The following is a 23,287-nucleotide window of genomic DNA, read 5'->3' as shown; positions in this document are numbered from 1 at the left end:
CACAGGGGACGTCGGAGCCGGTGACGGATTCTCGACAGGCGCGCCGGACTTTTTCCGGGGAAGTTCACCCGGCTCGTAGAAACCGCAGGTCACGGGCGACGACCCGGTCGCGTGGGCCCGCTGCCCGCAGCACGACATCGAGAACCGGGCCGTCGTCCGCGCAGTAGCTGTGCGAGAACCAGGGCATGTTCGCCTCCACCGTGGCCCAGTGTTCCTGCCCGGTGTCCGGGTCCAGTACGAGTCCGATGTCGACGGTCACCGCGCTGGGCAGCGAGTCCGCGACGGCGTCGAGCAGGCGCCCGGCGAAGCGCAGGGCGTCCCGGTCGCGGGGGCGGTCCGGGTGGAGTGGGGCCGTGTCGAGGCGGCCGAAGGTGGCGTACCGGCTCGCCGCCGCGACCTGCCCGTCGAGCACGAACAGCCGGTACTCGACGGCGAACGTCACCACGTCGGAGACCAGCACCGGCGTGTCCGGCCCGATGCCGTCGCCGGCGCGGGGCAGCCTCGCGCCGTCCGCGTACACGGCGGCCGGCAGCGTCTTGTCGCTGGGCGGCTTGACGAAGACCGGACTGCGCGCGGTCCAGGCCTCCGAAAGCGTGGTCAGCTCCATCCGTCGCCGGGTGTACTCGTGCGGCAGCCGCACGAGCCAGTCGTCGGGCGGCTCCAGCAGCGCGAGACCGACCTGGCCGCTGATCCGCGCCGCGGCGATCGGCCCTCCGTACCAGTGCACGTGGCGGCCGCCCAAGCCGTCGAGCGAGCCCGGGCCGGTGACGACACGGACGTCCATGCCGCGCCGCGCGGCAGCCCGCGCCAGCAGCGCGGTCGTGGAGGTTTCCTGCACGGAGGTGAGCAGCACCCCCGGCGCCGTGTTCCCGTTCATCACCGACGTCACTCCCCCATGCCGAGTCGCTCACCGTACAAGGCATGCCTTCGAGAACGCTCCGGCATTCGGCGGCGGGCGCGGGTGGCCGGGGCGCGCAGCGGCGTGTGACCGCCAGGCCTGAAGACTTCCCGGAGCTCAGCGCAGCCCGTGTCTGCGGGCCACCATCCGCTCGACCGCCGCCCGCGGCAGCAGCCGGCGCAGCGCGAACACCGCGGGCGCGTTGCTGCCCACCGCGTACAGCGGCTTCGGCCGCGCGGCCTCGATCGCGCGGACCACGGTGACGGCGACCTGCCCGGCCGAGATGCCGTTCGCCTCGTTGGCGTTCAGCGCGGCCAGCATGGTGCGGTACTCGGCCTCGAAGGGCGAGCCGTCGGCCAGGTACTGCGTGCGCCGCTCGCTGATGCCGGTCCTGATGGAACCGGGTTCGACGGTGGTGATCCCGATGCCGTACGGCGCGACCTCGCGCCGCGCGGCATGGGCGAAGCCCTTGATCGCGGCCTTGGAGGCCACGTACGAGGAGCGGTACGCCAGCGGGAAGCTGGCCAGCATCGAACCGACCATGACGACGCGGCCGTGACCGCGGGCGCGCATGCCGGGCAGCACGAGCTGGGTGAGCCGTACGGCGCCGAAGACATTGAGCCGGAACAGCCGCTCGACCGCTTCCATGGGCAGTTCCTCGATCGGCCCGTTCTGGCTCTCGCCCGCGTTGTTGACCAGGACGTCGACCTCGCCCGCCGCTGCCGCGCACGCCTCGATGGAGGCGTTGTCGGTGAGGTCGAGCGCGACGTACTCCACGCCGGGGACCGGCTCGGTGACCGTCTTCGGACTGCGGCTTGTGCCGACCACGCGGTAGCCGCGTGCGACGAGCGCCGCGGCCACGGCCGCGCCGATGCCGGAGGAGGCGCCCGTCACCAGCGCGGTGCGGCCCGCGCCGGGTGCGGGGGCGCTCATGCGAGGCCCCCGGCGAGGGCGCGGCCCGCCGCGCGCCCGGAGAAGATGCAGCCGCCGAGGAAGGTGCCCTCCAGCGCGTTGTAGCCGTGCACACCGCCGCCGCCGAACCCGGCGACCTCGCCCGCCGCGTACAGCCCGTCGAAGACGGAGCCGTCGGGGCGCACGACCTGCGAGTCGAGCGTGGTCTCGAGCCCGCCGAGGGTCTTGCGGGTCAGCAGATGCAGCCGTACGGCGATCAGCGGACCGTGTGCCGGATCGAGCAGCCGGTGCGGTTTGGCGACCCGGGTGATCTTGTCGGGCCAGTAGGCGCGGGCGTTCCTGACCGACATCAGCTGGAAGTCCTTGGAGTACGCGTTGCCGACCTCCCGGTCGCGCGCCACGACCTCCCGCTCGACCTGGGCGAGATCGAGCTGCGGGCCCGGCGAGATCGCGTTCATGCCCTCGACGAGCTCCTTGAGGGTGCGCCGTACGACGAAGTCCTCGCCGTGGTCGAGGAAAGCCTGTACGGGGCCGGGAGCGCCCTTCCTGCCCCGGGACAGCACGAGCTTCAGGTCCTTGCCGGTGATGTCCGGATTCTGCTCGGACCCGGAGAGCGCGAACTCCTTCTCCACGATCGAGCGGGTGAGGACGAACCAGGTGTGGTCATGGCCCGTACCCACGATGTGCTTCAGCGTGCCGAGCGTGTCGTGCCCGGGGAACAGCGGCACCGGAAGCCGCCGGCCGGTCGCGTCGAGCCACAGCGACGAGGGCCCCGGGATGATGCGTATCGCGTGATCGGGCCAGATCGGGTCCCAGTTCTTGATGCCCTCGGTGTAGTGCCACATACGGTCGCGGTTGACGATCGAGCCGCCCGCGCTCTCGGTGATCTCCAGCATCCGGCCGTCGACGTGCGCCGGGACGCCGGTGATCATCGATGCGGGGGCGGGTCCGATGCGCTCGGCCGGCCAGTTCTTGCGTACGAGCTCCGGGTTGCCGCCGATCCCGCCGGACGTGACGACCACGGCCTGGGCGCGCAGCTCGAACTCGCCCGCCGCCTCGCGGGACGAGGCGACGCCGCGGGACTCCGAGGAGGGAACGAGGACCGTCCCGCGCACGCCGACCGCGGCGCCGTTCTCGACGATCAGGGAGTCGACCTGATGGCGGTACTTGAAGGTGACCAGGCCGCGTGCGGCGGCCTCGAGCACGGGCTCGCGGAACACCCGGACGACCTCGGGCCCGGTGCCCCAGGTGAGGTGGAAGCGGGGTACGGAATTGCCGTGGCCGCCCGCGGTGCCCGCGCCGCGCTCCGCCCAGCCGACCGTCGGCATCACGCGCAGTCCGAGCCGGTGCAGGTAGTCCCGCTTCTCACCGGCGGCGAAGTCCACGTACGCGTGTGCCCACTGCCGCGGCCAGTGGTCCTCACGGTCCCGGTCGAAGGCGGCCGAGCCGAGCCAGTCGGCGAGTGCGAGGTCGCGGGAGTCCTTGATGCCCATGCGGCGCTGCTCGGGGCTGTCGACGAGGAACAGCCCGCCGAGCGACCAGAACGCCTGGCCGCCCAGATTGGCCTCGTTCTCCTGGTCGACGACGGTCACCCGCCGCCCGGCACGGGTCAGTTCGTATGTTGCGACCAGCCCGGCAAGACCGGCACCCACCACGATGACATCGGCGTCGTCGCTCATTGCGGCTCCTCGGTGATCGGCGTGCTGTACGCGTGCAGCACGTTCATGAACAGCTCCTCGCGCCGGCGGCGCACGACCTCGCTGCCGGGTTCGAGCAGCACCTGTACGGCGGTGCCGTCGTGCACGGCGACGAGCGCGTGCCCGAGCGCCGCCTCGTCCCCGACGCGCCGTCCGGTCCTCGCGAGCGCCTCGACCACGAAGGGCAGGAGCGTGTCGAGGATCGACTGCTCGCGCGCGGCCATCACGCGCCGCAGCGACGGATTGCGCAGCGCGTGCGCGGTGAACTCGGCCGTCACCCGGTACCAGGCGTCGTCGACGGGGATCGCGGCGAGCACGGCCCGCATCGCCTCCTCCGGCGCCTGGGACGACACCTTGTCCAGCGCCTCGCGTGCGTCGGCGAGCATGCGCTGTGAGCGCTCCTCCCACATGGCGAGGAACAGCTCGTCCAGCGAGGTGAAGTTGGAGTAGAACGCGCCGCGCGTGTAGCCCGCGCGCTCGCAGACCTGCTCCACGGTCGAGCGCCCGAAGCCCTCATCGGCGAACACCTCGAGCGCGGCGTCGAGCAGCCGCCGCCGCGTCTGCGCGCGGCGCGCGGTGACGCGCTTGGGGGCTGTTGCGGACATCGCCTCTCCCTCTTTCAGTACATGAACGTATTCGATGCATGCATGTATCGACAAGGCCCGTGCGCGGCCTTCCCGCGCTACTCGGCGCCGTGCTCCCGCAGCCATCGGACGACGTCCTCGGCCCCTTGTGCCGCGGCGATGTCGACGGGCCGGGCACCGCCGTGGCCGATCCGATCCACGTCCGCGCCGTGCGCGTGCAGCAGTCGTGCGACCGCGAGCTGTCCGCCATGACATGCGCCCCAGAAGGCCGAGGTCACCTCGTCGGCGGTCGGCGGCTCGTCCCCGGCGAGGAACTCCTCGACCTGTCCGACGAGCCCCAGCGTCGCGGCGTCCTCCAGCGTGACCCGCGCTCCGTGCCCGAGCAGCCGGTGCGCGGCCTCCCACTGCCCGAACCCGCGCGCGTCGGCCAGTGGCGTACCGGCCCCGATGACGCCGCCGGTGGCCTCGATGTCGGCCCCTGCCTCGATCAGCGCGTCCAGCACGGCGACGTCGTTGCTGCTGGCGGCCCAGTGCAGTGGAGTCTCGGCATGGGCACCCGCGAACCGCGCGTCGGGATCGGCACCGGCGCGTACGAGAAGGGCGACGACCTGCGGCCCGTTCGGAAAGTGTCCCGGCCAGTCGGTGGCGAGATGCAGCAGACTCCGCCCGCCCGCTCCGCCGCATCCTTCGCGCGGCTCCTGCACGATCCGCGCGGAGGCGAGCCCCGGATGCCTGTCCAGCAGCCGCCGCAGCTCAGGCAGGTGCCCGCTCCGGATCGCTTCGGTGACGGCGACGGGGTCCTGCGCGTCGAGCTTCTGCACGGGCCGGCCTCCTGGGGCTGGTGTCGACAGGGGGAACCCGGAGAGAAGCGACGGTGGGGTCGCGACCGGCCGCGGGTACCGGGAGGACCATGATGGGCCGCCGCCCGACCGGCATGTGGCGCCGGCCCGTCGGCCACGGACGAGTTCGCCGACGGTGACGGCCCGGGGTGACCTCGCCGGTCGTGTCCGGCCCGGCGTGACCCGGGGCCGCCACGTACGCCGATGAGTCGGCGGTCCCCGAGCTACGTACTGATCCGTGGTGGCCTCGGTGGACGCGGGCGGCCCCTGGACCCCCGCCTCCACCGAGGCCCCCGCCAGCCTCTTGGCACGAGTTCGTCGCATCTCACGGCGGCGTGGCGCGGCCCGCCGGGCGGCCGGAGACCATCAGCAGCGTCTGGGTCAGCGCGGCGGCCGCCAGCACCCCCGCCGTGAGGAAGAACCCGGTGGCGAACGCGTCACCCGGCAGCGGCGCCCGCCCCGAGTGGGCGGACAGGAGCGTCGCCCCCACGACCGCGGTGCCGAGCGTTCCGCCGACCTGCAGGCACATCTCCAGAAGCCCGGACGCACCGCCGCGACGGCTCGTCGGCGGTGCGGCCATGGCGACCGACATGGCGGGGTTGTAGATGAACGGGATCGACATGCCCCAGACCAGCAGAGCCGCACCGAAGGGCCAGTAACTCCTGACCTCGACCGCGGCACCCATGAGGGCGAAGCCCAGCGCGCCGCCCACCGCGCCCGCCACCGTCAGGGTCCGGGCGCCGAAGCGCCGGGACAGCGCCCCGGTGGCCGGTGCGAGCACCACGGTCGGCGCCATGGCGGGCAGCATCGCGAGTCCTGCGGCCGACGGGCTGAGCCCGAGCGAGTCCTGCACATAGACGGCCCCGTAGATCACCGCCGCGAGGAAGCTGAACTGCGCAGAGAGAACCATGACCGCCGAGCCCGCGAACCGGCGCTCGGCCAGCAGTCCCACGTCCACCAGCGGCACCCTGCGGCGCGTCTCGATGCGTACGAACACGCCCAGCAGCACCAGGCCGGCCCCGAGCAGCGCGAGCACCGCGACAGCGGAGGGGCCCTGGCCGCCGGACTGCATGAGCGCGGTCACCACGGCCCCGAGACCTGCCACGGAGGTGACCAGGCCCCAGCCGTCGAAGCCTCCCGATGACGCGCCCGCGGGCTGCCGGCCGATCACGGTGCACGCGATCAGGAGGACGGCTGCCGCGGGCACGAGGTTCACGAAGAAGATCCAGCGCCAGCCGAGGTGCTCGGTGAGCAGGCCGCCCAACAACGGACCGGCGGCGAGCGCGACCGAGGCGGCGCCGACATACGTCCCGATCGCCTTGCCCAGCCGGTCCGCCGGGAAGGTGTTCGTGATGATCGCCATCGTCTGGGGCAGCATGGCGGCCGCCGCGGCGCCCTGGACCGCGCGGGCCACCACCAGTGCCCCGCCGCTGTCGGCCAGTCCGCACAGCAGTGAGGCGACGGCGAAGGCCAGAGTGCCGAGCAGGAACATCCGCCGCGTACCGAAGAGGTCGCCGAACCGGCCGCCCGCGGCGGCGAGAGAGGCGAAGGCGAGGATGTAGGCGTTGGGCACCCAGTGCGAGAGCGCGACGCTGATACCGAGGTCGTCCCGGATCGTGGGGAGGGCCACCCCGACGACCGTCTCGTCGACGAACGTCATGGCCAGCGCGAGGCTCGACGCAGCCAGCACCCACCGCTCCTGCCGGAGGCCGGGTGCGGCCTCCGCATCCCTCGCTGCCCTCGGCCGAGCCATGGGGCGACTTTACGGAGCCTGTCCGTCAATGCGGTGATTCACCACAAATGAACTGAAGCGTGACCCGAAGCGGGCTCCGAGGCGCGGTTCGAGGCGCGGTCCGAGGTGCTACCGATCCGAAGCGGAATGACCCGGGCCCGGAACGGAGAACGGCGAAGGCCCCTGTAGCTCATGCTGCGCCGATGGGCGCGGGGCCTTCGCCGGTTCGTCGGGTCCCTCAGCGGGCCGTTCCGAAGTCCTGCGTCCAGTAGCTGTTGGGCTGCGCGAGCGCGACCCCGATCTCCTTGAACGCGCAGTTCAGGATGTTCTCCTTGTGGCCCGGACTGGCCATCCAGCCCGCCATGACGCTCTCGGGCGAGTCATAGCCGTAGGCCACGTTCTCGCCGTACGTGCTCCAGGTGTAGCCGGCGCGCGTGATGCGGTCGCCCGGCGAGGAGCCGTCGGAGCCCGTGTGCGACATGTTGCTGTGGGACGCCATGTCCTTGCTGTGCGCCTCAGCGGCCTTGGTCAGCTTCGCGTTGACGGTGACCGGTGAGCATCCGACCTTGCTGCGCTCGGCGTTGACCAGCTGCACGACGCGGGCCACATCCCCGGACGCCGGGGCCGCCGGAGTGCTCGGCTTGCTCGGGGTCGCCTTGGCGGGCGGCTTCGTGGCGGGCGCGGCCGGCTTCTTGGCCTCGGGGGCGGGTGCCTTCGTCGCGGGGGCGCTCGGCTTCTCGGCGGGAGCCTTGGTCGCCGGGGCGGCCGGCTTCCTGTCGCGGTCGGCCTGCGACCACCGCTTGTCGGAAGACGGCCGGTCCCACTCGCCGTGGGATCGCTCCCAGTCGCCGTGGGAGGTCCGCTCCCACTGCCCGGCGGACCGGTTTTCCTGGCTTGCCTGGGGATCCCAACAGGCCATGGCGGCGGAGGGCACTGCCACGGCGCTCAGGGCGACGGCAGTGATCGTTATCTTCCGGTAGTGGGTCGTCCTGCGGTGCTTCCTCATGCCTGACCTCGCTAGGTAAATCGCGGAGCTCGTCCCCGGATGCGGTCAGCCGGCACAGAACCCTGTGCCTGAGCTGCGGAGACGCCTTGCGGGCCGCCATTGTTAGAACCGCTGGACGCGCAGGGCAACGAGCCTCACCACTACCCCGGCTCGTAGCGATGGACGGCTCTTGTCACGGGTGCACGGGCATGCAGGCCCGGTTTCCGGATCTTCCGGTACAAGCTGATGCCGGGTCAGAAACCCCTGTGAGCTCGATGAACGGGCGAAAGTGCCGAGCGGGTCGAATGTCGCGAATACTTACGTGAGGCATATCTATGCCAAGACGGACAAGTACCTTTTGTCGCCCGGGACACATCTACTATTCCGTAGCCTTAGTACCGGAAGTGGGTGTGACGCATGTCATGGCGTCGCCCCTTTTGGCCGGCCCTGGCGGGTTACAGGGAGGTGGCGTACGGGGCCCGGAGCCGTGCGGCCCGCTGTGATCCGGGAATAACCAGCCTCTAACCGTCACGAAACCCTGCCGGGCACCCCGGTTCGTAGCGTTGTCCGCGTGATGCGTACTCGATCTGTCACGCGGAGTCGCCGGCCTCTGCCGCGTCCGCCCGCTCTGCCCGGCTGGAGCACCATCCGCGGCCGGGTGGCCGTTGTGCTCGCCGTACCCACCTGTCTGCTGCTGATCGTGACCGGCCTCGGTGTCGCCGACCGGGCGGCCGACTGGTCCGCGTCGCGCGAGACCGCCGCCCGGGTGGAACTCGTCATCAAGGCCCAGGACCTCGTGCGCGAGCTGCAGCGCGAGCGCGGCCTCACCAATGGGCTGCTGGGCGGCGCCGCGGAGTACCGCGACGACGTCGACGTCCAGCGCGCACGCACCGACACCGGCCGCAAAGGGTTCGACGCCCTGCTCGAAGCGGGCGGCGCGGGTGCGGACACCGCCGGCGCCTTACGTGACGCGCTCGTCCCGGTCGGGGCCCTGGCCGGGGTACGCACCCAGGTCGACAACGGCACCGCACAGCGTGCCCCGACCCTGGCCGCCTACACCGAGGCGATCGACCAGCTGATCGGTGCCGCGGCGGCCGGACCGGCTCGGGGTGAGGGAGTCGTCGCCGAGTCGATGGGCGCCCTGGAGGCCCTCGCGCGCGCCACCGAGGCGGTCGCTCTCGAGCGCGGCTTCCTCAACGGCGTCTTCGCGGCAGGCCGGTTCAAGGGGAGCGAGTTCCTCGACTTCACCGAGGTACGGGCGGACCGGCTGGCCTCCCTCGCCCAGTACGCCGAACTCGCCACCCCCGCCCAGCAGTCCGCGCTCGATGCCGCCTTCGAAACCCCCGAGGCCCGGCGCGCCCTCGGCTACGAGAAACAGGCGGAGCGAGGCGCGGACGGCGACCGGCTCGACGTGAAACCGAGCAGCTGGTGGTCCTCGATGACGGCCCTCGTCGATCAACTCCACGTCGTCCAGCGGCGCATCGGCGACGAGACAAGGGCGCGCGCCGAGGAGGCCGGGGACGAGGCCACCGGACAGCTGGGCGGCTTCATCGCCCTCGGGCTGCTGATCGTCGCCGTCGTCACCGCGCTCGCCGTGCTCTCCGCCCGCTCGATCACCCGGCCCCTCGTCGCACTCGCCGACGAGGCCGACTCGGTCGCGCGTGACGGGCTGCCCGCCGCCGTGGCCCGGATCCAGGAGGCCGACGCGCGGGACGAACTCGCCGCCGCGCCGCGGCGCCGGGTGCCCGACGGGGCCCGTGAGTTCGCCCGGCTCGCCGGCGCCCTGCACAACGTCGAGCACACGGCGATCGGTCTCGCGACCGAGCAGGCCGTGCTGCGCCGCAACAGCTCGGAGTCGCTCGCCAGCCTCGGCCGCCGCAACCAGGCGCTGCTCTCCCGCCAGCTCGGCCTGATCACGGCCCTGGAGCGTCAGGAGATCGATCCGGACGCACTCGGCGGGCTCTTCGAACTCGACCACCTGGCGACCCGCATGCGCCGCAATGCCGAATCCCTGCTCGTGCTCGCGGGGGAGGAGCTGCCGCCGCGCACCTGGTCGGGCCTGGTGACAGCGGCGGAGGTGGTGCAGTCGGCGATCGCCGAGGTCGAGCAGTACCAGCGTGTCGCCGTGGTCGACATGGAGCCCAGCAGGATCCGTGGCCGCGCCGTCGCGGAGCTCTCCCATCTGCTTGCCGAACTCATGGAGAACGCCCTGGTCTTCTCGCCCCCCACGCAGCAGGTCGAGGTCTACGGCTGGCGCGACGGCGCCGAGTACTGCCTCGCCGTCGTCGACCGGGGCTTGGGCATGACCGCCGAGGAACTGGCCCGCTCCAACGCCCGGCTCGCGGGCCGCGAGCCCTTCCTGGTCGCCCCTTCCCGCTACCTCGGCCACTACGTGGTCGGAACCCTGGCGGCCAGGCTCGGCGCCCAGGTGGAACTGCGTCCCACCGAGGGGCAGGGCGGCACCGGCGGAGTCACCGCGTACATCGCCCTGCCCGCCGGTCTCATCGAGGCGCCGGACACGGAACCCGCCGCCAGCTCACCCCGATGAGAACCGCACCGGCCACGTCGATTCGTGGCCGGTGCGGGCCTTCGGGTCGCGGACGGCACCGTGTCCTTCCGGGCGGTGCGCCGCCGGGGCGCCGTCCGTCAGTACGGGTGCCGGTCGGGCTTGCCCGACCACGCCGCGTATGCTTCCGCGCCCAACTCCGGGTAGATCTGCTCGATATGGATCCGGCGTTCGTCCATCGGCTTCTCGAAGTCCTCGTACTGGTAGGCGTCGTCGAAGCCGATCTCCCGCGTGGCCTTCAGATCGCAGCTGAAGAAGACGTTGTCGATGCGCGACCAGTAGATGGCGCTCATGCACATCGGGCACGGGGCGCCGCTGATGTAGATCGAGCAGCCCTGGAGCATCCGGGCCCGCTCGGGCACCGGGTCAGGAGATCCTTCGGGACGCGGCACGTAGGCGAGAGTGCTCTCGTTCTGGTGCTCCTCCGAGATGGAGGGCGCCTCCGGGTTGAGGCGCTGAACCGCCTTGCGGATGGTCTCCACTTCGGCGTGTGCGGTGGGATCGCCGGTCAGGAGCACGCGGTTCTGGCCACGGGCGAGGATGTCACCGTTGTGCGTGATCACGGCGCCGAACGGCCCGCCCCAGCCTTGCTCCACCGATTCTGTCGCCAGCCGCACCGCTTCTGCCAGGAACTCCTTGTGGCCCATGTCCGAACCTCCACTCGGGCGCCAATTTCCCTTGTAGCCCAATTTGGCCCATAAGTCCGTTTGTAATTACGCTACTCGGTATGAGCGCCAGTGCAAGCCGCGGGTCTGCCGGAGCCGGTGCCACCGTCGTGACGTCCCAGAAGGTCCTTCAGGGGTGCGAGGAGGACTACAAGCGTTGGCAGGAGGTCATGAACCGGGCCGTACGAGGCTTCGACGGGTTCGAGGCGACGGAGCAGTACCCTCCGGCCACCGGCGGCGACAACGAATGGGTGGTGGTGTTCCGGTTCTCCCGTGTCGACCAGTTGAGCGCCTGGCTCCGGTCCGGCACGCGCCAGGAACTTCTCCATGAAGGCCGCGGGCTGTTCGAGGAGGAGCCGGCCCAGGAGGTTCTCAGCGGTGGCGCCCCTGCCGACGAAAGGGAAGTGGTGACGGCAGTCATCTCGCACCAGGTGAGGCCGGGCCGGGAGCAGGACTTCGTGCGCTGGCAGGACAAGGCCCTGAAGGTACAGGAGAGTTATCCCGGCTTCATGGGCTCCGAGTTGTTCGCGCCGGTGGAGGGGATCCAGGACCGCTGGGTGGTCGCTTTCCGCTTCGACACCCGCGAACACCTGGATCAGTGGCTGAAGTCCGACGATCGCGAGAAGCTTCTGCGCGAGGGGCGCGAATACTTCGAGACCTACAACATGCGGCACATCGGATCATCGTTCAGCGGCTGGTTCCGGTTCGGCAAGGGCGAGCAGGAGGGCATCCCGCCCAACTGGAAGCAGGCCATGGCCGTTCTTCTGGCGCTCTTTCCCTGCGTCATGGTGCTCAATCTGACGGTGGGCGTTGCGCTCAGGGACGCCGGTGTCCCGGACTACCTCGGCCTTTTCATCGGGAACCTGCTGAGCGTCGGCCTTCTGACGTGGCTCCTGATGCCACTGGTGAACGGCGCGCTGGCCTTCTGGCTGCTGCCCCGCCGGGCACGCACCCTGCGTGTCCACATAGCGGGTGCGGCTCTGGTGATGCTGTGCTACGCGCTGCTGCTCGTACTCTTCGCCCTGATCACCTGACTGCCTGACCACCTGCCCGCGGCGGCATGACGGGCTCTCTCCGGCGCTGTTGCTCAGGCGTAGGCAGGGATGCGCCAAAGTGGTGCCGCGTACTGCTCCGGGCGGCTGCTGACAAGGAGAGCTCTCAGGTCCTCGCGCTGTGCGCCGCCGAGGCCGAGGGCCTCGGTGATCCGGCGGAACGTCGTATGGCTGACACCGCGGGTGCGGGCCTCGGCCTCGAACTGGTCGAGTTGGAGCAGAGCGCGCTCCGGGTCGAGCTGCTGCTCCGGCCGGCGCTCGAGCCAACTGGCCTTGTCGCGTTCGTAGTCGATCTCGGAGCAGCCGCAGATCTCCCGACTGCGCTGCTCGGCTTCGTCGAGCGTCTCCGTCGCGAGAAGGGCTCGGGCGAGCGCGTTGCGGTCGAGGGCGTCGTCCAGGTCGACTTCGTGGACGGTGGGCCCTTCGTCGGTGAGGGGCACGGGCAGGCCTGCGTCCCTGACCTCGCACAGACCGCGGACTCCTCGTGCCGTGGCCGCGAACATGGCTGTGGCCTCCGAAGGGTGCCACTCGAGTACCGAGCTGACCGGCTGGACGTCTGCGGTCGTGAGTGTGAGAACCGATGACCCCAAGCGGTCGCGCAGATCGTCTGCGGCCAGCTCACCGTCCAGGCCGGGACCGGCGACCAGCAGCCGTACCGGGGCGTTGACCTGACAGCACCCGGCGAGTGTGAGGGCGTCCGCGAGAGGGCTGCGGAGTGCGGGCTCGTCGCCCTTGGCGAGGATGTCTCCGCCGACGTCCAGGAGGTCGATGGACTCGGGGGCCAGGTGCTGGACGAGCTCTTCGACCTGGCGCGTGATGCCCTCGGCGCCGTGGTGCGGATCGATCAGCGCGAAGGTCTGCGGGAGCTCGGCGGCGAGCCGGGGAAGCGTGGAACCTGCGGGGGCGATCGGGGAGGCGCCGGCCGGCACCGTCCGGACGCTTCTGGTGAGGGGGCGAAGACCTGTGAAGTCCGCCGGCCCCCGTGGACCCGGGACGGGGTCGATCAGCAGCCGGTCCCACGCGTAGGTGAGGACCACTGCCGGGCCCTCGCCGCCGTACAGGGCGGCGTCGAGCATTGCGGCGGCGACAGCGTCGCCCCCTCCGCCCGCTGCCACGATCAAGCGCGTCACCCTCGTCAGCGTACGGCTGCCAGGTGGCCGACGCCCTCTGGGAGCGGCCGGAGGCCGACCGAGGCGGGCGACCGGGGGCCTTGTACGGGCCCGCTCACCTGCGTACATGCCGGGTCCGCGTCGGTGTTCGACCAGCCTGCCATGCCGTCCTGAACGGCTTCGAACGGCAGTGGGACAGATTCAGAGGCGGCCCGGCGTCTGCCGAGCCGCCTCGTGGGTCGAGCGAGCCCCGATGTCCCTCTGCGCGCAAGGGCGCCACGGCACGCGGGAGATCATGAACGGGATCTTCGCCGTGTGCCGACGCGACCGCCTGCCTACATGGCGGATCCGGCCCTACGACGGCGCGTGACGAAAACGGCCCCGGCACCCAGGACAACCGCAGCCCCACCGATGGCGAAGGCGGTCGGCAGTGTGCTCGAGGTACCGGTCTCGGCGAGCCTGCCGCTGACCGGGATCTCGGCCAGGTCGCCCTGCGGTGCGGGCGTGTTCCCGTCGCCGTGCTTGCCCTCGGCGGCCTCGTCCTCGATGTCCTCCACCTTGCCGGGCTTGCCCTCGGCGTCCCCCGTCTTGCCGGGGTCGCTGCCGGGAGCGAGGACCGTGAAGTCGAACTGGCTGATGTCGTCGAAGCCACACTGGCCGTCTTCGCCGTACGAGTGGCCGACGGTGAAGAAGTAGCCGGTTCCCGCCTTGGCCTTCGCACCGACCTTGATGCGCATCTTGGCGTCCGCGTACTCGCCCGGTTCGAGGGTCTTCACGGTGGCGAACTCGTTGTTGCCGAGGACATCGGCACCCTCGCCCTCGATGGCCTTCCACGTGCCGGCAGCCGAGTTGAACCACTCGACCGTGACGGCCAGTTCGGAGACGTCGTCAACCTTCGGGTCGGCCGTGCCGAGGTGGAGCGAGACGTCGGTCTCCATCACCTTGATCTTGGACACGTTGGTCACGCGGTAGGTGAAGCCGTGCCAGCCGGACCCGGCGACGATCTTGCTCGGGAGCCCGTGCAGCGCCGTCTTGCCGCGCTCCTCGTCCGGGATGCCGGAGCAGAACGTCGGGCGGGTGTACGTCGGGGACGGCGCGGCGCTCGGCTTCGCCGACTCCGAAGTGGTTGCCCCGGCCGTCACCGAGGGGGACACCGTGCCGGTCGACGGCTCGACCGGGCCCTGCCCATCGCCGTCGGCACCAGTGGTGGAGGACGGCTCGGGCGCCGTCGTGGGGGCAGTCGCCGCGGAGGGGGTGTGGTCGGCCGGTGCCTCCCCGGTCGCGTATGCAGCCGGAGCGGCGAACAGCGCCACGGGGCTGATGACAGCCGTGACGGCTGCGGTTGCCAGAACGCGGGGGAGCTTCATTGAATCCTTCCGTGGAGCTGAGCTGAACGGCCGCCTGGCGCGGGGGCGCGGGTATGGCCGCACGGGTGCACATGGATGTGATCAGTGAGGCCGCCGGAAGGTTGTGCGGTGAGCGGACGCCTTCTCCGTGATCGCCCTCACGGCACATGGGTGGGGCCAGGGTGGGGGAGCGACTGCCGGCACCGGGCCGTGCCCGCGCTGCCGCATCCGATCGAACCCGGGTTTCGCGGCGCTGAGACGGACAACGTCGAAGGGCCCCACCGCGAACGGTGGGGCCCTTCAACGAATTGCCCGGTGAGAGCAATGGCGGAGGATACGAGATTCGAACTCGTGAGGGGTTGCCCCCAACACGCTTTCCAAGCGTGCGCCCTAGGCCTCTAGGCGAATCCTCCGCCGCAAACAATACAAGACGTTGAGGAGTGCTCGCGAACCTGTTCCGGAGCCCTGCCCAAGGGGGGTCCGACCACCCCTGCGGATCGGGTAACCTGGGCACAGCCCCTCACGTGGCGCTATCTGACTGAACTCCCCCAGGGCCGGAAGGCAGCAAGGGTAGGTCGGCTCTGGCGGGTGCGTGAGGGGCGCTTTGCGTCCCCCCGTGGTTCTCGGCGGCTGCCGTGGTTGTCGGCCCGCCCCGATAACCTCGTAGGCGTGTCGTCCCTTGCGCTGTACCGCCGCTACCGTCCCGAGTCATTCGCCGAGGTCATCGGGCAGGAGCATGTCACCGACCCGCTGCAGCAGGCCCTGCGGAACAACCGGGTCAATCACGCGTACCTGTTCAGCGGTCCCCGCGGCTGTGGCAAGACGACCAGCGCGCGCATCCTCGCCCGGTGTCTGAACTGCGAGCAGGGGCCGACGCCGACACCGTGCGGTGCGTGCCAGTCCTGCCAGGACCTCGCGCGGAACGGGCCGGGATCGATCGATGTCATCGAGATCGACGCCGCCTCGCACGGTGGTGTGGACGACGCCCGTGACCTGCGGGAGAAGGCATTCTTCGGACCGGCGTCCAGCCGGTACAAGATCTACATCATCGACGAGGCCCACATGGTCACCCCGCAGGGCTTCAACGCTCTGCTGAAGGTGGTCGAGGAGCCGCCGGAGCATCTCAAGTTCATCTTCGCGACCACCGAGCCCGAGAAGGTCATCGGCACCATCCGGTCGCGTACGCACCACTACCCCTTCCGGCTGGTGCCGCCCGGGACGCTGCGCGACTACCTCGGTGAGGTGTGCGGACGGGAGCAGATCCCCGTCGCGGACGGTGTGCTGCCGCTCGTCGTGCGGGCGGGAGCCGGGTCCGTGCGTGACTCCATGTCCGTCATGGACCAGCTCCTCGCGGGCGCGACCGAGGAAGGTGTGACGTACGCCATGGCGACCGCCCTCCTCGGGTACACGGACGGGTCGCTGCTCGACTCGATCGTGGACGCCTTCGCGTCGGGTGACGGGGCCGCGGCCTTCGAGGTCGTCAACCAGGTCATCGAAGGGGGCAACGACCCGCGCCGGTTCGTCGCCGATCTGCTGGAACGGCTGCGGGACCTGGTGATCCTGGCCGCCGTTCCGGACGCGGGAAGCAAGGGGCTCATCGATGCCCCCGCCGATGTGGTCGAGCGGATGCAGGCGCAGGCCTCGGTGTTCGGCGCGGCCGAGCTCAGCCGGGCGGCGGACCTCGTCAACACCGGGCTGACCGAGATGCGCGGCGCGACCTCGCCCCGGCTGCAGCTGGAGCTGATCTGCGCGCGCGTGCTGCTGCCGGCCGCTTTCGACGACGAGCGTTCGGTGCAGGCCCGCCTCGACCGTCTCGAGCGGGGTGCGGCGGCGGCCGGGACGGGACCCGCGGCGTTCTCGGCCGGGGCGCCGGGACCCGCCATGGGGTATGTCCCCGGGCCCGAAGCCCAGGCTCACGCTCCCGTACCGCCGGGTGGCGGGCCTGCCGCGGCACGGGCCGCCGTCCGTACGGATGCTCCGCCCCCGCCTGCCGCGCCCGCCCCGTCGGCACCCGCGTCCGCGCCTGCGCCCGCCCCGTCGGCACCCGCACCTGTGTCCGCACCCGCACCGGCCCCCGCTCCGGCCCCCGAGCCCGCGGCACCGCGCCCGGGGGCCTGGCCTGCGGCGGCCGGTCCCGGTGGCGGGAGCGGTGCGGAGACCGGCGCGCGGCGCCCCGGCGGCTGGCCCACGGCCTCCGCCCCGGGACAGGGCACCCAGCCCACGCCGCCGCCCGCGGCCCCCGCGCCGGCACCGGCCGCTCAGGCCCCTGCCTCCGTGCCCGCCCCCGCCGCGCAAGGCGCGGGCCAGGTGCGGAACATGTGGCCGGACATCCTGGAGGCGGTCAAGAACCGCCGCCGCTTCACCTGGATCCTGCTGAGCCAGAACGCACAGGTGGCCGGTTTCGACGGCACGACCCTCCAGCTCGGCTTCATCAACGCCGGCGCGCGGGACAACTTCGCGAGCAGTGGCAGCGAGGAGGTCCTCAAGCAGGCGCTCGCCGAGCAGTTCCATGTGCAGTGGAAGGTCGAGGCGATCATCGACCCGTCGGGCGGCGCAGGCGGCTCCGGCGGTGGTCAGCCCCCGTCCGGCGGTTCCGGTGGCTACGGCTCCGGTGGCTACGGAGGCTCCAGGCCCGCGCCCGCCGCGTCGGCGCCCGCACCCGCCCCGGCTCCTGCCGCCCGCCCCGCACCGCAGGCCGGCCCCCAGCCGGGCTCCGCCCCGCAGGCGACCGGCCCCGAGCCGTCGCGCCCGGCCCAGGTGCACACCCCGCCCCCTGTGGCCCCCGAGGACGACGTACCGGAAGAGGACGACCCGGATCTCGTCGACTCCGCGCTGTCCGGCCACGACCTGATCGTGCGCGAGCTCGGTGCCACGGTCGTGGAGGAATATACGAACGAGTAGCGGGTCCGTCCTCGGAGGCCCGTACGACGACTTCCGGCGCCCGGCGGTTAGGCTGACTGCCGTGAAGGTCCTCGTCATCGGCGGCGGCGCCCGCGAACACGCCCTGTGCCGCTCTCTGTCCCTCGACCCCGGCGTCACCGCCCTGCACTGCGCGCCCGGAAACGCCGGCATCGGCGAGGTCGCCGAGCTGCACCCGGTCGACGCGCTGGACGGCGCGGCCGTGGCGCGGCTCGCCACCGAGCTCGGAGCCGGGCTGGTCGTCGTCGGCCCCGAGGCGCCGCTGGTCGCCGGTGTCGCCGACGCCGTGCGCGCCGCGGGCATCCCCTGCTTCGGCCCCTCCAAGGAGGCGGCCCGGCTGGAGGGCTCCAAGGCCTTCGCCAAGGATGTGATGGCGGAGGCGGGAGTGCCGACCGCCCGCAGCTATGTGTGCACGACCCCGGAGGAGATCGACGGGGCTCTCGCCGCCTTCGGCGCTCCGTACGTCGTCAAGGACGACGGCCTGGCCGCCGGCAAGGGCGTCGTCGTCACCGAGGATCTCACCGCTGCCCGCGAGCACGCGCTGGCCTGTGGCCGGGTCGTCATCGAGGAGTTCCTCGACGGCCCAGAGGTGTCCCTCTTCGCCGTGACCGACGGCGAGACGGTCGTCCCGCTGCAGCCCGCCCAGGACTTCAAGCGCGCTCTGGACGGCGACGCGGGCCCCAACACCGGCGGCATGGGCGCGTACTCCCCGCTCCCGTGGGCCGACCCCAAGCTGGTCGACGAGGTCATGGACACGGTCCTGCAGCCCACGGTCGACGAGCTGCGCCGCCGCGGTACGCCCTTCTCCGGTCTGCTGTACGCGGGCCTGGCGATCACGTCGCGCGGTGTGCGGGTGATCGAGTTCAACGCCCGGTTCGGCGACCCCGAGACCCAGGTGGTCCTTGCCCGGCTCAGGACCCCGCTGGCGGGTCTGCTGCTCGGTGCCGCGAACGGCACGCTGGACCAGCAGCCGCCGCTCCAGTGGCACGACGACGCGGCCGTGACCGTGGTCGTCGCCTCCCACAACTACCCCGATACGCCGCGCACGGGCGACCCGATCGAGGGCCTGGACGAGGTCGCGGCCGAGGACGCCCCCCATGCGTACGTCCTGCACGCCGGTACGAAGCGGGACGGTGACGCGGTCCTGAGCGCCGGTGGCCGGGTGCTGTCGGTCACGGCGACGGGCAAGGATCTCGGAAAGGCCCGTGAGCGCGCCTACCGGGCGGTGGCCCGGATCCGCCTCGACGGCTCCCAGCACCGTACGGACATCGCCCGCAAGGCCGCCGAGGGCTGATCCCCGCCGCTAGGCCGGGCGGCGCCCGCCCGGCCGATCCGGACCGGCTGCTACGCCGAACGGTGTCCCCGCGGCGCCCGCGACCGCCCCGCGTGCTCGCCTCACGACCCGCCCGGAAGACGGCCCTGAGTCCGGCCCCGAAGACGGCCCCGAGTGTCGGAGCCTTTGCCCAAAGCCATTCCATCGAGTGATGGCTGACCCATCCGGATGACTGCCGCCGGAGCCCCAACTATGGTGCGGCGCAGGCGTTCCGGCACTTGGCCCACCGGCATTGCGATGTCGGTGGGCGGTGCCACAGTGGGGGAGTGACCAACACCGTCGCAGGGCAGAGGGGGTGAGGTCCGGACGTGTCCGGTACCGGTATCGGGGAGTCGATCGGCGAGCAGGGCGCACGCTCCCGTGCCCTCGCCGTGCTGCATGTGCGCAGCAGGGCAGCCGCTGTGGCGCTGCTTCCCGCAGCCGCCGCCGTCGTTCTGCTCGCCGGCGGGGCCATGGGGCACATGTCCGGTGCCGGCTGGGACGCCGCACGCTGGGTCGTCTCCGGCTGCGCGCTCGTCGTGCTGGTTCTCGCCGTCGTCGTCGCCACCGTGATCGTGCGGGCCACGCCGGCACTCAGCCCGACCGTGGAGCTCCCCGAGCGCGCCGCCCCCGACCTGTACCGAATGGTCCGCGATCTCGCGGAGCGTCTCGATGTGCCGGCCCCCTCCGCGCTGGCGCTCACCCCCGACTGCGACAGCTGGCTCGAGGACCGTACGCATCCCTCGCACGCGATATCCGACGGCAGTCGCCGGCGCTCCGCGCAGGCACCGGTCCTGGTGATCGGATCGCCGTTCCTGTGGTGGATGCGGGTGGCCGAGCTGCGGGCCGTGCTCGCGCCGGTCGTCGCCGCCACCGGGCCCGCCGCCAACCCCGACATAGACGCCGCCCGCCGCTTCGTACGGGGCCTGGACGCGGCCGTCGCCGATGCCGCCCGCCCCGGCCTTGGGGTGATACGCAAGGCCGGCGCCGGTTTCACCGGCACCGTCGCCCGCGTGCTGCTGCGCAGCTGCCAGGCGCATGCCGCAGAGATGGAGCGGGGGGTGGCCGCCGCCGCGTCCGAGCGTGCACAGGCTGTGGATTACGGTCTGCGGATCGTCGCCCAGGAACAGGTCGGTCTTGCCTACGCGGGCTGGGACCGGCTGCTGACCCGGGTCGCGCTGCCCGCCTGGCGCATGGGCCGCTGGCCCGCACGGCTGGATGCGGGCGTGGTCTCGGCACTGACCGAGCTCTCGCGCCGCGACCGGCTCGCCGAGGGCTTCGCCTCCCGGCTGGGCGAGCGCCCCGCCTGCGATCTGCTGGAGGAGCCCGGCGCGGTGGACGAAGCGGCGTCGCTGCTGGCCGCGCGCCTGTTCCACGGCGGCCCGGCCGAGACGGGTCCCGACTGGTCGCCGGTGGACTGGCAGCACTATCCCGAAGAGGTCGTCGACCGTAAGTGGCGTACGGAAGCGGCCCGGATCCACCGCGTTCTCGACGAGCTGGGCGTGCCGCCGTCGACCGGCCGTCCCGAGGGCCCGACGCTCGCCCGGGTGATGGACCACCTGTCCGCCCGGCCGGGCGGCGATGCGAGTGACGACCTGGCGGCCGCGATGACGGCCCAGGTGGCCCGCGAGGAGTCGGCCCGCGAGGCAGCCGCACCCGCGCCGCACCCGTCACCGGCCGGGACCTCGAGCGCCCCCATGGGCGATGCCCTGGCCTTCTGGGGCGGCAGCCCCCTTCCCCTCTTCCCGCTGCAGCCGCCGCGTACGGGCCGCGAGCTGCTGGCCGACCACGTCGTCGCGATGGTGTGCTGCGCGGCTGTCGACACGGCGGGTGCTGTGCCCGGCCTGGACTGGCTCGACGGCCCGGCACTCCTGGTCGCCGGCGAGCGCCGCTCGGATCTGGTGGCGCCGGTGCTCAGCCTGGTGGAGGACGGCGACGCGCAGCCGCTGCGCGTCTGGCTCGGTTCGCTCGGCGTCCGTGCCGAGAAACCGGTCCGCCTGGTCTGAGCCGTGGCCCGTTCCCACCCGGCCCACCGCCCCACTGCCGATGACGCCAATTCACGACGAACGGTGACGGAGTGAGCGCGTTATGTGATGTGCTGGAGGCCGGCACTGACCGCTCGGTGCCGGGCCGTTGCTGCAGACCCGCAGCGCAGTCACCGCACAGTTGTCCCGGGGGAGACCGAGGGAGGGCGCACCATGGGGGCGGAGCAGATCCGACGGTGGGAATCGGGCGCCCTCGCGCACGCCGTGACGGACCCGTTCGGCCAGGGCCCGCTGCCCTGGCTGCGCGGCAGCGAGCAGTACTTCGGCGACACCGGTCAGGTCGTGCCCTGGTACGCCGACCCCACCCTGGCCCGCGGCGGCTCCGGCCGCCCCCGCAGCGCCGACGACGTCCGCCGCCAGATCAAGGGGTTCGCGACCCCGGGCGCCGCCGCACCAGGTGAGTCGCTCGACTTCCACATCACGGTCGACCCGCCCCAGCAGTTCTCCGTCGACATCTACCGCATCGGCCACTACGGCGGGGACGGCGCGGCCAAGATCACCACCAGCCCGCGGCTCTCCGGCATCGTCCAGTCGGCCCCGCTCACCGCCGACCGCACGGTCTCCTGCCACCACTGGTGGCTGTCGTGGCGGCTTCAGATCCCCTCGTACTGGTCGATCGGCGCGTATGTCGCCGTGCTCACGACCGTGGACGGCCACCGCTCCCACATCCCCTTCACCGTCCGCGACGACCATCCCGCGGACCTCCTGCTGCTCCTGCCCGACGTCACCTGGCAGGCGTACAACCTCTACCCGGAGGACGGCCACACCGGTGCCAGCCTGTACCACGCCTGGGACGAGGAGGGCCGCCTCCTCGGCGAGGAGGACGCAGCGATCACGGTCTCGTTCGACCGCCCGTACGCGGGAGCGGGGCTGCCCCTCCATGTCGGCCACGCCTACGACTTCATCCGCTGGGCCGAGCGGTACGGCTACGACCTCGCCTATGCCGACGCGCGCGATCTGCACGCGGGCCGGGTCGACCCCGCCCGCTATCGCGGACTGGTCTTCCCCGGTCACGACGAGTACTGGTCGGCGCCCATGCGGCGCACCGCAGAGCAGGCCCGCGACCGCGGCACCTCGCTCGTCTTCCTCTCCGCCAACACCATGTACTGGCGCGTCGAGTTGGGCCCGTCCCCCTCGGGGGTGCCCGAGCGGCTGCTGACCTGCCGCAAGCGGCGTGGCCCGGGGAAACCCGCCCTGTGGCGCGAGGTGGACCGGGCGGAGCAGCAGCTGCTGGGCATCCAGTACGCGGGCAGGGTCCCCGAACCCCACCCGCTGGTGGTGCGCAACGCCACCCACTGGCTCTGGGAGGCGACCGGCGCGAACGAGGGCGACGAGCTGCCGGGCCTGGTGGCGGGCGAGGCCGACCGCTACTTCCCGCGTACCGCGCTGCCCGAGCACCAGGGCCGCATACTGCTCGCCCACTCGCCCTACCGGGACACCGAGGCGGCGACCCGCCACCAGGAGACCTCGCTGTACCGGGCTCCTTCCGGCGCCCTGGTCTTCGCGTCCGGCACGTTCGCCTGGTCCCCGGCGCTCGACCGGCCGGGCCATGTCGACCTCCGCATCCAGCGCGCGACGGCGAATCTGCTCGACCGCATCTGCAAGCGCGGATAGGCCGAAACCCACCCGGGCCACCCTGGTCGGGCCCGCCCTCCCCTCATACGGGACAATCGGACGCGTTGGACATAATCACGGGGAGGAACCGTGTCCGGATTCGTTGAAAAGCCCGAACCGCTCCAGGTGCCGGGCCTGGTGCATCTGCACACCGGCAAGGTGCGCGACCTGTACCGGAACGAGGCCGGCGACCTCGTGATGGTCGCCAGCGACCGCATCTCCGCGTACGACTGGGTGCTGCCCACCGAGATCCCCGACAAGGGCCGGGTACTGACCCAGCTGTCGCTGTGGTGGTTCGAGCGCCTCACGGACCTGGTCCCCAACCATGTCCTGAGCACCGAGCTGCCGCAGGGCGCCCCCGCCGAATGGGCAGGCCGCACGCTGGTGTGCAAGTCCCTGCGGATGACCCCCGTCGAGTGCGTGGCCCGCGGCTATCTCACCGGCTCGGGTCTGGCCGAGTACGAGCAGACCCGGACGGTCTGCGGACTGGCGCTGCCCGAGGGGCTGAGCGACGGCTCCGAGCTGCCCGCCCCGATCTTCACCCCCGCCACCAAGGCGGCGGTCGGCGACCACGACGAGAACGTGTCGTACGAGGAAGTGGCCCATCAGGTCGGTTCCGAGACGGCGGCCCTGCTCCGCCGGACGACGCTGGCCGTGTACGGCCGTGCCCGTGACATCGCCCGTGAACGCGGCATCATCCTCGCGGACACCAAGTTCGAGTTCGGGTTCGACGGGGACGACCTCGTCCTCGCCGACGAGGTGCTGACCCCCGACTCGTCGCGCTTCTGGCCGGCCGACCAGTGGCAGCCGGGCCGCGCCCAGCCGTCGTACGACAAGCAGTTCGTGCGCGATTGGCTGACCTCCCCCGCGTCCGGCTGGGACCGCAGGAGCGAGCAGCCGCCGCCCTCGCTGCCGCAGGAGGTCGTGGGCGCGACCCGGGCCAAGTACGTGGAGGCGTACGAGCTGCTGACCGGGACGACCTGGTCGTAGACACGAAGAAGCCCCCGGCGAG

At 71.9% G+C, this 23,287-nt stretch carries 17 protein-coding genes, 1 tRNA gene and 1 other RNA gene; 8 read left to right on the top strand and 11 right to left on the bottom strand.

Annotated elements, in window-relative coordinates; all coding sequences use genetic code 11:
• Positions 1-64 precede the first annotated feature (64 nt).
• The 7 genes from ABZ208_RS06215 to ABZ208_RS06185 form a co-directional block, all read right to left on the bottom strand.
• Positions 65-877, bottom strand: a complete 813-nt coding sequence (locus ABZ208_RS06215; protein ID WP_356908391.1) for an ATP-grasp domain-containing protein — start codon at positions 875-877, stop codon at positions 65-67.
• Positions 878-1,015: 138 nt separating this feature from the next.
• Positions 1,016-1,831, bottom strand: a complete 816-nt coding sequence (locus tag ABZ208_RS06210) for an SDR family oxidoreductase (RefSeq protein ID WP_356908390.1) — start codon at positions 1,829-1,831, stop codon at positions 1,016-1,018.
• The gene (locus ABZ208_RS06205; protein ID WP_356908389.1) at positions 1,828-3,489 is read right to left on the bottom strand and encodes an FAD-binding dehydrogenase; all 1,662 of its coding nucleotides are present in this window, start codon (positions 3,487-3,489) and stop codon (positions 1,828-1,830) included. Before ABZ208_RS06205 ends, ABZ208_RS06210 begins: the two co-directional genes overlap by 4 nt.
• Positions 3,486-4,112: a TetR/AcrR family transcriptional regulator gene (locus tag ABZ208_RS06200; protein WP_356908388.1), complete on the bottom strand. Its 627-nt coding sequence runs from the start codon at positions 4,110-4,112 to the stop codon at positions 3,486-3,488. The genes ABZ208_RS06205 and ABZ208_RS06200 overlap by 4 nt, the downstream gene beginning before the upstream one ends.
• Positions 4,113-4,189: 77 nt before the next feature.
• Positions 4,190-4,912: an ankyrin repeat domain-containing protein gene (locus ABZ208_RS06195; protein ID WP_356908387.1), complete on the bottom strand. Its 723-nt coding sequence runs from the start codon at positions 4,910-4,912 to the stop codon at positions 4,190-4,192.
• A 343-nt stretch (positions 4,913-5,255) separates the two neighbouring features.
• Complete coding sequence (locus ABZ208_RS06190) at positions 5,256-6,683, bottom strand: MFS transporter (protein ID WP_356908386.1); 1,428 nt, start codon at positions 6,681-6,683, stop codon at positions 5,256-5,258.
• 217 nt (positions 6,684-6,900) lie between these two features.
• Entirely contained in the window at positions 6,901-7,668 is a 768-nt protein-coding gene (locus tag ABZ208_RS06185; RefSeq protein WP_356908385.1) for a CAP domain-containing protein, read from the bottom strand.
• Between the two features lie 637 nt (positions 7,669-8,305).
• Between ABZ208_RS06185 and ABZ208_RS06180 the strand changes: the two genes are divergently transcribed.
• Entirely contained in the window at positions 8,306-10,195 is a 1,890-nt protein-coding gene (locus ABZ208_RS06180; RefSeq protein ID WP_356908384.1) for a nitrate- and nitrite sensing domain-containing protein, read from the top strand.
• A gap of 98 nt (positions 10,196-10,293) precedes the next feature.
• Here the strand turns inward: ABZ208_RS06180 and ABZ208_RS06175 are convergent, their stop codons facing one another.
• A complete protein-coding gene (locus tag ABZ208_RS06175) occupies positions 10,294-10,860 on the bottom strand; it encodes a nucleoside deaminase (RefSeq protein WP_356908383.1) in 567 nt (188 codons plus the stop codon).
• Positions 10,861-10,940: 80 nt separating this feature from the next.
• On the opposite strand from ABZ208_RS06175, the gene ABZ208_RS06170 reads away from it, so the two are divergent.
• Positions 10,941-11,912, top strand: a complete 972-nt coding sequence (locus ABZ208_RS06170) for an antibiotic biosynthesis monooxygenase (RefSeq protein WP_356908382.1) — start codon at positions 10,941-10,943, stop codon at positions 11,910-11,912.
• 53 nt (positions 11,913-11,965) lie between these two features.
• Here the strand turns inward: ABZ208_RS06170 and ABZ208_RS06165 are convergent, their stop codons facing one another.
• The 3 genes from ABZ208_RS06165 to ABZ208_RS06155 all read right to left on the bottom strand — a co-directional run bounded on the left by ABZ208_RS06165 (position 11,966) and on the right by ABZ208_RS06155 (position 14,798).
• A complete protein-coding gene (locus ABZ208_RS06165) occupies positions 11,966-13,060 on the bottom strand; it encodes a DUF1152 domain-containing protein (protein WP_356908381.1) in 1,095 nt (364 codons plus the stop codon).
• Positions 13,061-13,374: 314 nt separating this feature from the next.
• Positions 13,375-14,406, bottom strand: coding sequence for an LPXTG cell wall anchor domain-containing protein (locus ABZ208_RS06160; RefSeq protein ID WP_356908380.1), 1,032 nt, complete (start codon positions 14,404-14,406; stop codon positions 13,375-13,377).
• A 304-nt stretch (positions 14,407-14,710) separates the two neighbouring features.
• Positions 14,711-14,798 (bottom strand) — tRNA-Ser (locus ABZ208_RS06155).
• A gap of 98 nt (positions 14,799-14,896) precedes the next feature.
• On the opposite strand from ABZ208_RS06155, the gene ffs reads away from it, so the two are divergent.
• The 6 genes from ffs (at position 14,897) to ABZ208_RS06125 (ending at position 23,265) form a co-directional block, all read left to right on the top strand.
• Positions 14,897-14,995: signal recognition particle sRNA small type (gene ffs / locus ABZ208_RS06150), an RNA gene on the top strand.
• 59 nt (positions 14,996-15,054) lie between these two features.
• Positions 15,055-17,286 (top strand): DNA polymerase III subunit gamma and tau, encoded by a 2,232-nt coding sequence (locus ABZ208_RS06145; protein WP_356908379.1) that lies wholly within the window; start codon positions 15,055-15,057, stop codon positions 17,284-17,286.
• 61 nt (positions 17,287-17,347) lie between these two features.
• Positions 17,348-18,598 (top strand): phosphoribosylamine--glycine ligase, encoded by a 1,251-nt coding sequence (gene purD / locus ABZ208_RS06140; protein WP_356908378.1) that lies wholly within the window; start codon positions 17,348-17,350, stop codon positions 18,596-18,598.
• 347 nt (positions 18,599-18,945) lie between these two features.
• The gene (locus tag ABZ208_RS06135) at positions 18,946-20,622 is read left to right on the top strand and encodes a hypothetical protein (RefSeq protein WP_356908377.1); all 1,677 of its coding nucleotides are present in this window, start codon (positions 18,946-18,948) and stop codon (positions 20,620-20,622) included.
• Between the two features lie 192 nt (positions 20,623-20,814).
• Positions 20,815-22,275 (top strand): N,N-dimethylformamidase beta subunit family domain-containing protein, encoded by a 1,461-nt coding sequence (locus ABZ208_RS06130; protein ID WP_356908376.1) that lies wholly within the window; start codon positions 20,815-20,817, stop codon positions 22,273-22,275.
• A gap of 90 nt (positions 22,276-22,365) precedes the next feature.
• The gene (locus tag ABZ208_RS06125) at positions 22,366-23,265 is read left to right on the top strand and encodes a phosphoribosylaminoimidazolesuccinocarboxamide synthase (protein ID WP_356908375.1); all 900 of its coding nucleotides are present in this window, start codon (positions 22,366-22,368) and stop codon (positions 23,263-23,265) included.
• The last annotated feature ends 22 nt before the right edge of the window (positions 23,266-23,287 follow it).

Source organism: Streptomyces sp. NPDC006208, assembly GCF_040613775.1.
Lineage (GTDB): Bacteria > Actinomycetota > Actinomycetes > Streptomycetales > Streptomycetaceae > Streptomyces.
This window is presented reverse-complemented; position numbering and strand designations above follow the sequence as displayed.